This window comes from Pseudomonas sp. HP_14 (genome assembly GCF_055283875.1).
Map to the genome: position 1 here is coordinate 44428 of NZ_JBTOQI010000005.1, position 13862 is coordinate 58289.

A 13862-nucleotide genomic window follows, 5' to 3' on the forward strand; every position below is an offset into this window, starting at 1 on the left:
AATCGCTGACAGGTGGGGTGGATCGGTCCGGCGAAGGCTATCTACCGCTGTCAGTTGGCGCGCAGACACGCCGCAGTTTAACCTTGTGCGAAATTTCAGAGCTGTCGCCTATGTCGTTTTCGCTGATCATCAACGGTTTGCCGACTACCTCCGGGCAGTCTCATGCAGCTGCGCCTGAAGTGGTAGCCCCCTGGTGGAGCTTCACCAAAACCGTACTGGCCTCTGCCGCGCTGACGCTGGTTCGCGACGGTCAGGTCGGTCTGGACGATCAGGTTCCCGAAGGCCCTTTCACCCTGCGCCAATTGCTGCGTCATCAAGCCGGGCTGGCCGACTACAGCGAGCTGGCCGACTACCACGCTGCGGTGGCGAGCGGTGAACCGTCCTGGCCTGCCGACGAGATGCTCCAGCGACTGGATGCCACTCGCTTGCGGTACACGCCCGGGGAGGGCTGGCGCTATTCGAACGTCGGTTATCTGCTCGTCTCCCGTTTGATCGAGCGGCTTTCCGGTCTCCTGCTTGAAGAAGCGCTCGCTCAGCGCGTGCTGTCTCCTTTGGGCGTTACGCGAACGCGTCTTGCGAGGGCGGGTGAAGATCTGCAAGGCGTATGCGCAGGCATCGCGCCTGGCTACGATCCGGGCTGGGTCTACCACCGTCTACTGATCGGACCGATGGCGGAGGCGGCTCTCCTTCTGGATCGCTTGCTGGCTGGCGAGCTTCTGCCGCGAGGGCTGCTGGAGGAGATGCAAACAGCCCTTGTTCTGGGTGGACCGATAGCGGGGCGCCCGTGGCTTTCCCCGGGATATGCGTTGGGATTGATGCAGGGGGGTGTCGCAGGCGGCCTGACGCTGGCCGGGCATACTGGCGTTGGGCCGGGCAGTGTCGTGGCCGTGTACCGTGGCATTCACGGTGGTGCCGTTGCAACGTGCGCGGTTTTTCACGAAGGTGCGGCCGAGGCCGTGGTCGAAACGGAAATGGTCAGGCGGGTCACCTCAGCGCTGGGCGTGACAACGTCGTAACATCAAGCTTTCGGCTCTATCGCCATAAACATTTCCTGCTTTTTGAAGCGACCGCTGTTCTGGAAGTCCGCGATCACCAGACCCTGGCGGCCGGCGATCTGGCTGACGATTTCACGGTTGATCTGGCCGTTCTTCTCATCTGCCAGGTAGCTCTCAACCGACATCCAGCGGGCCTCGGCGATTTCGTCGGTGTCGATGACGTTGATCGTCTGCGTCAGTGGTTTCAGTCGGCAGATGAAATGGATGTTGGATTTGCCGAATTCATAAGGATGACGGGTGGTGAAGCCCAGAATGGATTCGAAACGGGCCTCGACACCGGTTTCTTCGAGAACCTCCCTGACGATGGAGTCCTGGATTCTTTCACCGTCATCGACATGACCGCCAGGCAAATTAAAGCCGGTACGGCCCTGGTCTCTGACCACCAGAATCTCGTTTTGCTGATTGATCAGGATGGCCCCGGCACCGACGATATGCGTCGGGGTAAACGGCACGTAAGTCGATTCCTGTGGTTTTCTGACCAGCGTCAGGGTTTCAGGCAGGCAGCTGTGGAATACAAAGCCGTGCGCGACGAACTGCTCGATGCTGCCGGAGCGGCTGACAGGCAGAGTAATCCAGGCGAGCCCTTTGTTCTCGCGCTCCATGAACACCAGCAAGCCTTTAATGGCGATTTCAAGATCGGCTTTTTCGTAAGAAAAAGAATCCGGATCGATGATCACACCGTTGTAATCGTTCAACTCATACTTCATTGAAAATCCTGGAAAGCTGGGGTCCGTGGCGAAGTTTAATCCTGACCGTTGATCTGCTTCCACTCAATGCCGAAACGCGCCAGATATTTTCGCAGGCGATCCGCGTCATTGGGGTTCGCCTTGTTCCTGCGCGAAACGCCAAACAGACTGCGTCCGGCGTCTGACAGGCTCTGAGCGCTACGGCACACATCGATGACCGCTTTGAGCTGTACGCGATCAAAAAGGTCCAGCTCCAGCTCGTCATCCAGCAGCGGCAGTGGCTCGTCCGGCTCCACCGTCAGAGCCCATGCGTAACGCAGGCGCTGGATTTCCTCTTCAACCTGAGCCTCGTCAATGCGCCCGTTGTCGGCGAGCGTGGCCATGCGCGTGATCGACGCCGAGAGCTCGCGGAAATTGCCTGACCACGCCGATTCTTGATGATTGGCGAAAGCCATGTAGCGTTGACGGGCTTCGCGATTGAAACGAATCAGGCGGCCGTGTTCCCGCGCGTGGCGCTCCAGCTCGAAATCGATGTTCGGCTCAATGTCTTCGCGCCTGCGGGCAAGGCCAGGCAGATTGAACGTCCACAGGTTGATCCGCGCATACAAGTCTTCGCGGAACAAGCCCTGAGCCACCCGGTCACGCAAGTCCCGATGGGTACCGGCGATAATCATGAAGTCGCTGGCCACTTCCTTGTCCGAGCCCATCGGCAGAAAACGTTTTTCTTCAACTGCCTTGAGCAGCATGGCTTGTTCGTCCGCCCCCAGCTCACCGATTTCATCGAGAAACAGCATTCCGCCGTCGGCGGCGCGCAGCAAGCCATCACGGGCGGTCAGGGCGCCGGTGAATGCGCCTTTTATGTGGCCAAATAACGTCGACATGGCGCCGTCGCCCCGCAGGGTTGCGCAGTTGACCTCGACAAAACGCCCCTCGATCTGATGTCGACTGCGCTTGAGTTCGTAGATGCGTCTCGCCAGAAAAGATTTCCCCGCCCCCGTAGGGCCGATCAGCAACATGGGGGCTCTGGAGCGCACGGCGACCTGTTCGATCTGTTCAATCGAGCGGTTGAATGCGGCGTTGCGAGTGGCAATTCCTGATTTGAGAAACTCTAGACCTTCCAGCCGTTTGTGAGTGAAGCGCGAGGCAATGCGGTCGTAGCGCGAAAGGTCAAGATCGATCAGGGAGCAGGTGCCGCTCGCTCGTTCTTCATCGCTGTGTCGACGTGCCGGTGAGGTCTGAATCAGTCGGGCGGGCAGGTAGCGCGCTTCAGTCAGCAAGAACCAGCAGATCTGCGCAACGTGCGTTCCGGTGGTGATGTGCACCAGATACTGCTCGTTGTCAGTGTCGAAATCGTAGGCGGTCGTGAAGTCATGTAATGCGCCGTACACCTCTTCGAAGTCCCAGGCATTGCGCAGTGACATGGGGTGAAGACGAACCTCGGTCTGCGGGGAAATCTGTTGGACATCGGCGGCCACACGCTGTGCAAGGCTGACATCGCGCGCTGAAATCCCATGGATCAATTCCAGTCGATCTATCTGCAGCTCTTCCTGTTGGCACAGGCCGACGGTGGGGCGCCAATGATTCCAGCGGTTTGCGCCTTTGCCTACACGGTCGAGGGTTGAGCCAATGAAGCCGATGGCTACGGTGCGCGTGGTAGACATGTCTATCCTGAAAGATAAGAAGCGATAGCAAAGGATAAATAATAGGTGTCAGGTTTGTCTTTTTATTTGTCGGTAAAAGCAGGCATTTAAAATAATAACCAATAAGATCATATAGTTAACTATTTTTGCGTGTGTTTTGTTGAGGCTGGCACGCAGCCTGCAATAACCTGCATAACGCTAGGCAGTCAGGCGTGTAGGCTAGCGACTTGAGCAGAACCAAGGCCAAAAGCACGTTCACGATTGAAGACCAGACTCGCGCCACCGCGCATGTTGAATGCCGTAAGGATGCCGCCGTGATTGACGAGATTCCCATGGCTTACAAGGACATTGACAAGGTCATGCACGCCCAGCGTGAGTTGGTGGAGGTGCTGCATACCTTGCGGCAGATGGTTTGTGTCAAAGGATAGATTTTATGAGCAGTGTGATGACATTTGAGACGTTGCGAGGCTGGAATTATCAGCTGACAGACCACGAAGCCAGGCGCGTCAGGGAGATCCAGGAGACTCATGATGCGGCCAGGGCTTTGCTGGAGCTGAGCCGGTTTGGCAATGGGTTTGTACGCGAAGCGGCGGTGGAAAGGCTCGCCGGTCAGGCTTCAGCAGAGGCGTTGGTTGCGCTACTGGAGCGGCTCAACGACTGGGTGCCTCAGGTCCGGCTGCAGGCGCAAAGGGCAGTTGAGCAGTTTCTGGTCGTGGAGCGGGCAGAGCTGTTGCTGCAAGCGTTGGCGCCGCTGTTGTCGCTGGGCCACAAGCAGCGTGTCGATCATCGTCACACGTTGCTCAAGGCGCGCAATCTGTTGTCGATGCCGCAGATGCGTGAGCGCGTTGAGTTGGCGTTTGGTGGCTGTCGTGGCGAAGCGGGCAGGTTTCTGTTTGATCTGCTGCTTGAAAATGGCTCGGATCGACCTTCGTTCCTGGCTGCCGCACTGGCCCATGAGGATGTGACCGTGCGGCGGAAGGCGGTCAGTGCCTGCGCCGACTTGTCGACGGCCGACGCGGTGCCCTTGCTTGAACGGGCATTGCAGTCTTCGGCGGCAAGTCTGCGGGTTCAGGCGCTGCGAGGGTTGTTGACGTTACTGTCGGACCCGGCAGGGCACGTGAAGGCGGCGCTGCTTGATGGTTCTGCTGCGGTGCGCTGTCTCGCCCGCTGGGCTGCGCCGCGTTACGGAGTCGATAGTCTGCAAGTCCTGCTGTCGAGACTGACCGGAGCGCTCCCGGTCAGCAGGCACGAATGGCTGGGGCTGTTAGGGCTGGCGAAGGAGTTGAATCATTCGCTACCGGATTCAGTCCTGCGTGCCGCGCTCGACTCGCCGGTGGCCGTTGTGCGGGTGCAGGCCCTTCAATCGCAGGGTGATGCTGGTCTGGAGCAGCAACTTGCGGCGCTGGACGATCATTCCGAAAAGGTTTTCAGGTGCGCAGTGCAGCTCTTGAGTCATCAGCAATGGTCGCTGTTCGATGTTCAGCTGGAGCAGCGCCTCGACAATGACTGGCAGGGGCTGGGTGATGAGCGTCGTGCCGCGTTGCTGGGTCTCAAGCCTGTGTGGCGCCAGCTGGATTATTTGCTGCGACGTTACGCGCAGGCCGCTGAAGAGGCTGGTTATTGGCTGAAGCAAATCGCCTTCTGGTGTGATGCGCAGTACACGCTGGTCGATCCTGTGACGCCAAAAGCTCATCGAGAGGTGTTACTGCAGCGTTTGCAGGCCATGGAAGATTCAGGTGAATTGAAGTCCGGCACGGTACGTCGCCTGCGTTGAAGGTGAGGGATAGGGTCATGGAAATGGGACATGCGCTTGCGCATCCACTCAGCAGTGCTATGCGTGAGCGGGTTCTCGAGGCCCTGGGCGGATTGCACTGCACACGTTTATCACCGCGGAGCTTGGGCGTCCGGTGCCGGGTTTACCGCGAAACCATGAAGACAATGGGTTGTGGGATGGATCCATCGACGGAGTGCCGAGTGATTTGCGCTATCAGGCAGCGCAGCTTGTCAAAGTCGCGCTGCCTGAGGCGCTGCTTACAACCGGAAACGACTGACCAGATTGTTGAACGAGAGCGCCAGATTCGACAGCTCCTGAGTCGAGGCATTGGTCTGATGGGCACCTGCGGCGGTCTGGGTCGACAGGTCCTGAATGTTGACCAGATTGCGGTCAACTTCACGGGCCACATTGGCCTGTTCTTCCGATGCGCTGGCAATGACCATGTTGCGCTCGTTGATTTGCGAAATGCCTTCAGCAATCTGTTCCAGTGCTTCGCCGCTGGCCTGGGCCAGACCCTGGGTATCATTCACCAGCGACTGGCTTTTACCCATCGCACGCACGGCCTGGTCGGCACTCGTTTGCACCGAGTTGATCATGCCTTCGATTTCCCCAGTGGACGCTTGCGTACGTGCTGCCAGTGCACGCACTTCATCAGCTACCACTGCAAAGCCCCGTCCTTGCTCGCCAGCACGGGCGGCTTCGATAGCGGCATTGAGCGCCAGCAAATTGGTCTGTTCGGCGATCCCGCGAATCACATCCAGCACCTTGCCGATGTCCCGGACTTGCACCGCCAGATCTTCCACCATGGTGGTCGACGCCGCGATTTCGGTGGTGGCATTGTTGATCGCCGTTACCGCTTCGCGGGCTTTGTTACGACCTTCAGTGGCTTGCAGGCTGGTCGATCGTGAGGCTTCGGAAGTGGACACCGCATTTCGGGCCACTTCCTCGACGGCTGAAGTCATCTCGGTGACTGCAGTGGCCGCCTGTTGAATCTCGTCGTTCTGACGTACGAGGCCGCGGCTGCCGTTGTCGGTTACTGCAGTGAGCTCTTCGGCTGCCGACGCCAGTTGGTCGGAGGCGCTGGCGATTTGCTGGATCGTGGTTTTGAGGCTGGTCTGCATGTCGCTCAGCGCGTCGAGCAACTGGCCTGCTTCATCGCGACCGGTGCTGACGATATGTTGCGTCAGGTCGCCGTTGGCAATGCGCTGGGCGCTGGTCACAGCGGTAGCGATAGGGCGGCTGATCAGGCGGCTGATAAACAGGCCCAGGCCCAGTGCGGCGAGGAATGCCAGGGTGATACCGGTGTACAGCGCGGTTTTGGCAGACGTCTCCATCACCTCGGCTTCCACTCCGCCTTCACCGATCTGACGGTTGTTGGAGTCGACCATGATGCTCAACTGGTCCATGATGCCCCGATATTTTTTCTGCAGGTCGCCAAAAAGCAGGGTGCGGGCGCTCTCCACATCACCAGCCTTTATAAGGGTCAGGTATTTCTGCACGATTTCCTGATAGGCAGGCCAGTCCTTTTCCATCATGTCGCCTGCTGCACGTTCATCGTCAGCCAGAGGCGTTTTTCGGTAAGTTGCGAAAGCTTTTTCGCTGGCCAGTTGGTTGGCTTTCATAGAAGCCAGGTATTCGTCTTTTTCGCTTTGAGGTGCATTGGAAACGGTTGCGATGTAGAGACGAAACATGTCGCGCGTTTGCCCGACAGCTTTTGTTTTGGCTTCTGCGGTGTTGGCGACCGATACCAGATTATTGACGAATACCAGTTTCAGGCTGTCCGACATTTGCGAAACACCGCGGGCGCCCAATACGCCCACCCCCAGTGTGATAACGGCGCAGAGCCCAAAAGCGGTGAGTAGTTTGGTCGAAAGTTTTGCATCGTGAAGCCAGCTCATCGGCGCGTCCTGCAGAGGTTGTTTTTAGATAACGACGTTGTGAGGTCAGCCCGCTCAATCCTGAAAAGTTGAGTGGGTTGTCATATCTCTATCGGCAGCGCTGTCCAGTTCTGAAGGGTTACTTAATGTTGCGTCGGTTGTTTTTTATTTCTGCGAGTTAGTTGCGTGATTATCTTGAGGCCTTTGGTTGCGGGGCTTTCAGGCGATAAAAAAATTATCAAACAGCACATATGTTCAATAACATTAGTTAATTAAGTGCTATGGGATTAACGTCTGTAAGTCTGTTGTTGTATGACAACTGGCCTTGTTGTTGTCTGTGTATTGGCAGGCAGGCAGGCAGGCAGGCAGGCCCGGCTCGTCAAGAGTTTGTGTTCACTGCTCCTGCGACAATCGAGCGGCGGGTATTAGCATCGCAGGAGTACACATTTGGAAATCATTCGTAGATAATAATATTTCCCATTCGTCTCCGGAATTTCCTCAGGTGTTCATCCCAACCCGTCGCGCTTATTGCGTCTCTCTTGCTTTTGGCTGTGTGTTGCTCCCGGCTTTGTCTCAGGCCCAGGAAGCCGTTACCGAGCTTCCGGCCACCGACATTCAGGCCGCAGGTGATAACGAAAGCAGCCCTTATGTTCGCTCCACCAGCAGTACCGCCAGCAAGTCGGAAGTGCCGATCAGGGATGAAGCACAGTCAGTCAACGTCGTCACTCAGCAGACGCTGGATGATTTTCAGGTCAAGTCGCTGGACGATGCGATGAAGTTTGTCAGCGGTGTGTCGCAGGCGAATACCTTGGGCAACACCAAGGACGCGTTGATCAGACGCGGTTTTGGTACCAACGATGATGGCGGCATTCTGCGTGATGGCATTCGTTCGGTCGTAGGCCACAACCTGGGCGCTACCACGGATCACGTGGAGGTCTTGAAGGGACCCGCGTCGCTGCTGTACGGCGCAATCGAACCGGGTGGCTTGATCAATGTTGTCAGCAAGCAGCCGGAATACACCCGCAGCACGACCATCACCGGCTCAGGTTACAGCGAAGGTGGCGGCACGTTCAGCGTTGACACCACCGGCCCTATTGAAGACACCGGGCTTGCCTACCGCCTGGTGGCCGAACGTGGCCATGAGGATTACTGGCGCAATTACGGGGTCAACGAGCACACGCTTGTGGCGCCTTCTTTGAGCTGGACCGGCGAGCGCGCCAAGCTGACCCTGGCTTACGAGTACAACGATTATTCCGGTCCGTTTGATCGCGGTACCGTATTCGCCAATGGCAAGCCTGCAGCAGCAAGCTACAAGGATCGTCTTGATGATCGCTGGGCGAAGACCGTCGGCATCAGCGAAACGGCCACTGCGAAGTTCGAATATCAGCTCAATGATGACTGGAAGACACGCGCTACTTATGGCTGGAACAATGATCGTTACAGTCTGGCGATTGCTCAGCCTGTGACATTGACTGGAAGCAACCTGAGACGCGCCGCCAACGGCGGGCATTACGATTATGAAACCCGCTACACCAGTCTGGATTTTATCGGCGAGCAGCAGCTGTTCGGGCAGCGTCACGATATTTTGGTGGGCGTGGACAATGAAGTGCTCGATAAGTACCGGGGCAAAACCTATCGAAATGCCAACATCGCCAGTGGCGCAATTAACATTAATAATCCGCAATATGGCGGGTTGGCCGAGCCTATTACTATCAGTGAAGCCCAAAGTGATGCGAGAAATGAGCTGACTTCAACGTCGGTTTACTTCAAGGACAATTGGCACCTCAATGACCAATGGATTTTGGTGTTCGGTGGGCGTCAACAGCATTACGATCAGTACGGGGATCAGGGCCTTGGCAGCAGTTATCAGGTCAATCGTGACGATAATGGCGAAGCCTTCATTCCGTTCGCTGGTCTGGTTTATCAGCCCACTGAAGCGCTTTCTCTTTATGGTAACTACAGTCGATCATTTGTCCCTAACGACACGGTTGACGATCGGGGGAACACCTTTGATCCGGAAGAGGGGCGCAGCTATGAACTCGGCGCTAAATACAATCCTTCGGATCGTCTGAACGTCAATGTAGCCGTGTTCGATATCGTCAAGAAAAATGTGGTGACTACGACAACGGTCAATGGCGTATCTGTATCGGAGTTGTCAGGCAAAGTTGGATCGCGAGGCCTGGAGCTAGATGTTACGGGCAAGCTCGCTGAGCGCTGGGACATGATTGGTACCTATGCCTATACCCACACCGAAATACTTGATGATCCCGCCAACGAAGGCAAACGTCTCAACAATGCTCCGATGCATACCGCCAGTTTGTACCTGACTCACCATCTCGCATTCCCCGAGCAAACCGGCCAGTGGCATGCCGGTGGCGGTGCGCGCTACGTCGGTGAGCGCCCTGGCGATAACGCGAACAGCTTCTGGATGGAAAGCTATACCGTAGCGGACGCATTTCTGCGCTGGGATCTCCCCACCAAGGACTATAAAACCCGTTTGCAGTTGAACGTCGATAACCTGTTCGACAAAGAGTACTACCCGTCCAACACAGGTACGGGGCAGTTGCAGATCAACGTCGGTGAACCACGCACTGCGCGCCTGACTGCCAGCGTTACGTTCTAATCTGTACTCAACTCAAGTGCACTGCCGTATGCAAACCCGGCAGTGCACTTGCGCATGACGTTACATTTACTTCTTGCAGGACCCCTTCGCACACAGCTCTTTGACCGTCGCCTCGGTGATCGCCTGCAGACCTTCCTCAGTGATGACCTTCCAGTCGCTTTCCACGACCAGTTGCATGGATTCGCGTTTGTCAGTGATGAGGCTGAGAGGGGATGGCTGGCCGGTGGAGGTAATATTCAGGCGCGCCTTATTGTTAACGGCAATGGAAAACGCACCGGGCGAAAACCACGACCAGAACTCTGTGATATGCACGGTCACTGCTTGGGTTTCACCGTTCTTTTCGGCATTTTCGACCACCTGATAACCGGCCTTTCTATAACCTTCTGCGACGCTTTTGGCGACGAGTTGAGAAACGGTTTTGCCTTCAGGAAGCAATACGTCACCCATGGCCATGCCGTAGCTGTTGCGCTTTCTACCAATGGCGCGTTCGGTGATTTTTTTGTCGGAGACTTCTTCAGCATTCTTCAGTGAAGGAATGTCTGCCTGCTTGGGTGCGGTTTCAAAACGACGCTCATCGATCGCGATAATCGTAACTTTCTGACCTGTACCGTTTGCACTTTGTGGCGTTTGTACTTCCACAACGGAGCGGCTGCTTACGCAGCCAAAAAGTACGGTGGAAAGCATCAGAAGTGCAGCGATTTTCAGGTGTTTCATGACGGCTCCAGTCAGTTATGTCTATCCGTTAGTCGTGCTTTAGCTGCCAGTTTGGGGTGGCGCGCGCAGTAATATCATTGTGCTACTTTTTTTGCGTCAGCATCATGGCGATTCCATACGCACAGTACAAGTGCAACATTTCTGGCCCCTATATCTGCTACCCTTATCGGGCGATGTTTACCGCTGCCGAGCGCTATCAATGTTCACTACTCGCATCATGACGATGGACGATTACGACGCAGTCATTGCGCTCATGAGCACCACTCCCGGCGTATCGGTCAGAGACGCAGATTCTCGCGATTCGACTTCAAGGTATCTGCAGCGCAACCCCGAAATGAGCTTCGTTGCTGAAGTAGATTCCGTACTTGTCGGTTGCGTGATGTGTGGCCACGATGGGCGAAGAGGTTATTTGCAGCATCTGCTGGTACTGGATAACTATCGGCGGCAGGGCATCGCCAATCAGTTGGTGGAGCGCTGCCTTTCCAGTCTCGAACGTGAAGGTATATTCAAGTGCCACATTGATGTCTTTAAAACCAATCACACTGCTGCCCATTATTGGCGCAAGCAAGGCTGGCAATTAAGGACAGACATTGACCGCTACTCTTTCGTCCGCACCGGTAACGAAAACGCTTGATGAATGGAAGGCGCGTTCTGCTGGCACGGAACCAACGCTCTAGCCCGCGGTTCGAAGCCATACATTCTCAATCAGGGACATCAACCCCATGCTTAAAACTCTAGCCTACAGCCTGATGCTGGCTTCCACCATTGGCCTCGCTGCCTGCGATCCTAAATCCGAAGACAAGGCGCAGGAAGCTCAGCAACACGCTGAGAAAGCACAGGACAAGGCCGCCGATGCGGCGCAGGAAAATGCCAAGGCGGAGCAGGCACAGGCCGAGTCTAAAGAAGCCAAGGCCGAAGAAGACAAGACCTTCGTGCCAACCACCCAGGTTCCGGAATCACTCAAGACGCCTGAGAAAAACTGATAAGGCTTCCCGGCCCCACCGCTGCACGAGGCAGGAGGCAACTTGTTGCCGAGAGGTTTGACGCGGTGAATCAGGCCTGACGCCTCGCGAACAAGTTCGCTCCTACCGTTGAGGCATTGCTGGCGATGCGGTGATTCAGGCGAACCGCTGCACGAGGCAGGAGGCAACTTGTTGGCGAGAGGTTTGACGCGGTGGATCAGGCCTGACGCGTCGCGAACAAGTTCGCTCCTGCCGGTTGAGGCATTGCAATACCCCCGCAGAATCAGGCAATCACTCCGAAGGATTGGACTAATTCACCGCTGCCTGATCGTCCTACTCTGAACGTGCATCGAGCCACCGGCTCATCACTCGGACAAGGACAAAAATCATGTCGAACATCAAAGACAAAGTGGTTGTTATCACTGGGGCAAGCAGCGGTATTGGCGAAGCTACGGCCAGGCTGTTGGCCGAGAAGGGCGCACGTGTCGTGCTTGGCGCGCGGCGTACCGAGCGGCTCGAAGAACTGTACAAAGAGATCGTGGCCGCAGGCGGCAGTGCGCAGTATCAGGCAGTCGATGTCACCGACCGGAGCAGCGTGCAGGCCTTCGTCGACCAGGCAGTTAACACGTTCGGGCGCGTCGACGTGATCGTTAACAATGCCGGAGTCATGCCGTTGTCCAGGCTGGAGGCGTTGAAAGTCTCGGAATGGGACCGGATGATCGACGTCAATATTCGTGGCGTGCTGCACGGTATTGCGGCGGGGTTGCCGCTGATGCAGAAACAGCAATCGGGGCAATTCATCAACATTGCGTCCATTGGTGCCTACACCGTCAGCCCGACTGCTGCCGTCTACTGCGCAACCAAGTTTGCTGTGCGGGCGATTTCCGAAGGCTTGCGTCAGGAGGCGGGCGCAGACATTCGCGTCACGGTGATTTCGCCAGGCGTTACGGAGTCGGAGCTGGCGGACAGTATTTCCGACGAGGGCGGACGAGCGGAAATGCGCGAGTTTCGCAAGATTGCCATACCGGCACAGGCCATCGCCCGGGCAATTGCCTATGCAGTAGAGCAGCCCGCCGACGTCGACGTCAGTGAGCTGATTGTGCGCCCAACCGCCAGCCCTTACTGATTCGCTTGGCCTGCGTCCCGCCATCAAGGGTTAGCTGGACAATATTTATCCTGCAAACCCTTGTTCTTAACACTTGTACGATGACTTGAGTCGATGTACAACGAGCGTCCCGTCCAACAATAAAATAATGGAGATGCACGATGGATTCATCGCAACGGGATACAAGTGCCGACCATGGCCGCAGAACATTCCTCAAAACTTCGCTGGCGGTATCGGCCGGTTTGGCTGCCCTTGGCAGCGCTGCGTTGCCTCGTCTGGCAAGCGCCGAGCCACTGAGTCAGCGTTATCCGGATCCGCTGGTCAATATCCTTGATGACAGCTTCATGGAGTTGCGCATCTTCAATGCCAGCGTTGAGCGCCTGGCCACCGGCTTGCGTTGGGTCGAAGGTCCGGTCTGGGTCGGTGACGGCCGCTACCTGCTGGTCAGCGACATCCCCAACAACCGCATCATGCGCTGGGACGAAGTGACCGGAGGCTTGTCGGTTTATCGCGATAACTCCAATTTCTCCAATGGCATGTGCCGTGATCGCCAAGGCCGCCTGTTGGTTTGCGAGGGCTCGACGACCTCTAAAGAAGGCCGCCGCGTGACTCGCACCGAGTACAACGGCAGCATCACCGTGCTGGCCGATAACTACGAGGGCAAGCCGTTCAACTCGCCTAACGATATCGTCTGCAAACGTGATGGGTCGGTCTGGTTCACCGATCCGCCATTTCAGACCGGCAATAACTATGAAGGCCATAAAGTCACCCCGGAACTGCCTCACGCGGTGTATCGCATCGACGGCGCCAACGGCAAAGTCACTCGGGTGATTGATGATCTGGCAGGCCCGAACGGACTGTGTTTTTCGCCAGATGAAAAAATCCTTTATGTCGTTGAGGGGCGGGCCAAGCCCAATCGCATCATCTGGGCAATTGCCGTGAATGACGACGGCACGCTGGGGCTGCGTCGCAAGCACATCGAAGGTTTGGAGTTCGCGGGCATCGACGGCATCAAGTGCGATGAGAGCGGCAATCTGTGGTGTGGCTGGGGCAGCAACAGTGACCCTAAAGCGGATCCGGAAAAACTCGATGGTGTGCGTGTATTCAACCCGGAGGGCAAGGCCATCGGGCACATCTCTCTGCCCGAGCGTTGCCCGAATCTGTGCTTTGGCGGTCGTGAAGGCAACCGGCTGTTCATGGCTGGCAGCCACTCGATTTACTCATTGTTCGTGAACACCCGCGGCGCGACCTTCGTTTGATGGGAAAGAAGCTGCCGTGCCTTCGCGCAGCAAACAGAGACCCGTAGGACCGGCCAGTCCTACGCAGCGCCTATTTATCCAGTGGGTTAGTTTTTGTTTGAAGAGAGCTGCCGAAGGCTGCGAAGCAAGCGTCCTGACACAACGCCATCGCAGCCTTCGGCAGCTCC

11 protein-coding genes and 2 pseudogenes are annotated in these 13862 nt (G+C 56.6%); 8 read left to right on the forward strand and 5 right to left on the reverse strand.

Annotated elements, in window-relative coordinates; all coding sequences use genetic code 11:
- Nucleotides 1-110 precede the first annotated feature (110 nt).
- A complete protein-coding gene (locus tag ACYASS_RS05385; protein ID WP_463585451.1) occupies nucleotides 111-1016 on the forward strand; it encodes a serine hydrolase domain-containing protein in 906 nt (301 codons plus the stop codon).
- A gap of 2 nt (nucleotides 1017-1018) precedes the next feature.
- On the opposite strand, the gene ACYASS_RS05390 is transcribed toward ACYASS_RS05385, so the two are convergent.
- Nucleotides 1019-1762: an NUDIX hydrolase gene (locus tag ACYASS_RS05390; protein WP_463585352.1), complete on the reverse strand. Its 744-nt coding sequence runs from the start codon at nucleotides 1760-1762 to the stop codon at nucleotides 1019-1021.
- A 35-nt stretch (nucleotides 1763-1797) separates the two neighbouring features.
- Nucleotides 1798-3402 carry an RNA repair transcriptional activator RtcR gene (gene rtcR / locus ACYASS_RS05395; RefSeq protein WP_463585353.1) on the reverse strand — a complete coding sequence of 535 codons (1605 nt, stop codon included), beginning with the start codon at nucleotides 3400-3402 and terminating at the stop codon, nucleotides 1798-1800.
- 206 nt (nucleotides 3403-3608) lie between these two features.
- Here rtcR and ACYASS_RS05400 point away from each other — a divergent pair.
- Both ACYASS_RS05400 and ACYASS_RS05405 read left to right on the forward strand, forming a co-directional pair.
- A pseudogene (locus ACYASS_RS05400) lies at nucleotides 3609-3809 on the forward strand (RtcB family protein); the annotation flags it as partial.
- Nucleotides 3810-3814: 5 nt separating this feature from the next.
- Complete coding sequence (locus ACYASS_RS05405; RefSeq protein WP_463585354.1) at nucleotides 3815-5155, forward strand: HEAT repeat domain-containing protein; 1341 nt, start codon at nucleotides 3815-3817, stop codon at nucleotides 5153-5155.
- A gap of 257 nt (nucleotides 5156-5412) precedes the next feature.
- On the opposite strand, the gene ACYASS_RS05410 is transcribed toward ACYASS_RS05405, so the two are convergent.
- A complete protein-coding gene (locus ACYASS_RS05410; protein WP_422765587.1) occupies nucleotides 5413-6276 on the reverse strand; it encodes a methyl-accepting chemotaxis protein in 864 nt (287 codons plus the stop codon).
- Nucleotides 6271-7053 (reverse strand): annotated as a pseudogene (locus tag ACYASS_RS05415) (MCP four helix bundle domain-containing protein); the annotation flags it as partial. The pseudogene ACYASS_RS05415 and the gene ACYASS_RS05410, both read right to left, overlap by 6 nt.
- Nucleotides 7054-7585: 532 nt before the next feature.
- On the opposite strand from ACYASS_RS05415, the gene ACYASS_RS05420 reads away from it, so the two are divergent.
- Entirely contained in the window at nucleotides 7586-9655 is a 2070-nt protein-coding gene (locus ACYASS_RS05420) for a TonB-dependent siderophore receptor (RefSeq protein ID WP_463585452.1), read from the forward strand.
- 66 nt (nucleotides 9656-9721) lie between these two features.
- Here ACYASS_RS05420 and ACYASS_RS05425 read toward each other — a convergent pair whose 3' ends face one another.
- Nucleotides 9722-10369, reverse strand: coding sequence for a YajG family lipoprotein (locus ACYASS_RS05425; RefSeq protein WP_463585355.1), 648 nt, complete (start codon nucleotides 10367-10369; stop codon nucleotides 9722-9724).
- Nucleotides 10370-10568: 199 nt separating this feature from the next.
- Here ACYASS_RS05425 and ACYASS_RS05430 point away from each other — a divergent pair, with 199 nt between their 5' ends.
- From ACYASS_RS05430 to ACYASS_RS05445, 4 genes are all read left to right on the forward strand, one after another.
- On the forward strand, nucleotides 10569-11003 hold the full coding sequence (locus tag ACYASS_RS05430) for a GNAT family N-acetyltransferase (protein WP_463585356.1): 435 nt from the start codon (nucleotides 10569-10571) through the stop codon (nucleotides 11001-11003).
- Between the two features lie 88 nt (nucleotides 11004-11091).
- The gene (locus tag ACYASS_RS05435) at nucleotides 11092-11352 is read left to right on the forward strand and encodes a hypothetical protein (protein WP_463585357.1); all 261 of its coding nucleotides are present in this window, start codon (nucleotides 11092-11094) and stop codon (nucleotides 11350-11352) included.
- Between the two features lie 367 nt (nucleotides 11353-11719).
- On the forward strand, nucleotides 11720-12457 hold the full coding sequence (locus ACYASS_RS05440; RefSeq protein WP_463585358.1) for an SDR family oxidoreductase: 738 nt from the start codon (nucleotides 11720-11722) through the stop codon (nucleotides 12455-12457).
- 140 nt (nucleotides 12458-12597) lie between these two features.
- Nucleotides 12598-13695 carry an SMP-30/gluconolactonase/LRE family protein gene (locus ACYASS_RS05445; RefSeq protein ID WP_463585359.1) on the forward strand — a complete coding sequence of 366 codons (1098 nt, stop codon included), beginning with the start codon at nucleotides 12598-12600 and terminating at the stop codon, nucleotides 13693-13695.
- The last annotated feature ends 167 nt before the right edge of the window (nucleotides 13696-13862 follow it).

Coding starts and splice junctions, on each gene's coding strand:
- rtcR (WP_463585353.1), bottom strand. CDS start 3,402: ATGTCTACCACGCGCACCGTAGCCATCGGCTTCATTGGCTCAACCCTC.
- ACYASS_RS05435 (WP_463585357.1), top strand. CDS start 11,092: ATGCTTAAAACTCTAGCCTACAGCCTGATGCTGGCTTCCACCATTGGC.
- ACYASS_RS05440 (WP_463585358.1), top strand. CDS start 11,720: ATGTCGAACATCAAAGACAAAGTGGTTGTTATCACTGGGGCAAGCAGC.
- ACYASS_RS05405 (WP_463585354.1), top strand. CDS start 3,815: ATGAGCAGTGTGATGACATTTGAGACGTTGCGAGGCTGGAATTATCAG.
- ACYASS_RS05410 (WP_422765587.1), bottom strand. CDS start 6,276: ATGCAGACCAGCCTCAAAACCACGATCCAGCAAATCGCCAGCGCCTCC.
- ACYASS_RS05445 (WP_463585359.1), top strand. CDS start 12,598: ATGGATTCATCGCAACGGGATACAAGTGCCGACCATGGCCGCAGAACA.
- ACYASS_RS05425 (WP_463585355.1), bottom strand. CDS start 10,369: ATGAAACACCTGAAAATCGCTGCACTTCTGATGCTTTCCACCGTACTT.
- ACYASS_RS05430 (WP_463585356.1), top strand. CDS start 10,569: ATGTTCACTACTCGCATCATGACGATGGACGATTACGACGCAGTCATT.
- ACYASS_RS05390 (WP_463585352.1), bottom strand. CDS start 1,762: ATGAAGTATGAGTTGAACGATTACAACGGTGTGATCATCGATCCGGAT.
- ACYASS_RS05385 (WP_463585451.1), top strand. CDS start 111: ATGTCGTTTTCGCTGATCATCAACGGTTTGCCGACTACCTCCGGGCAG.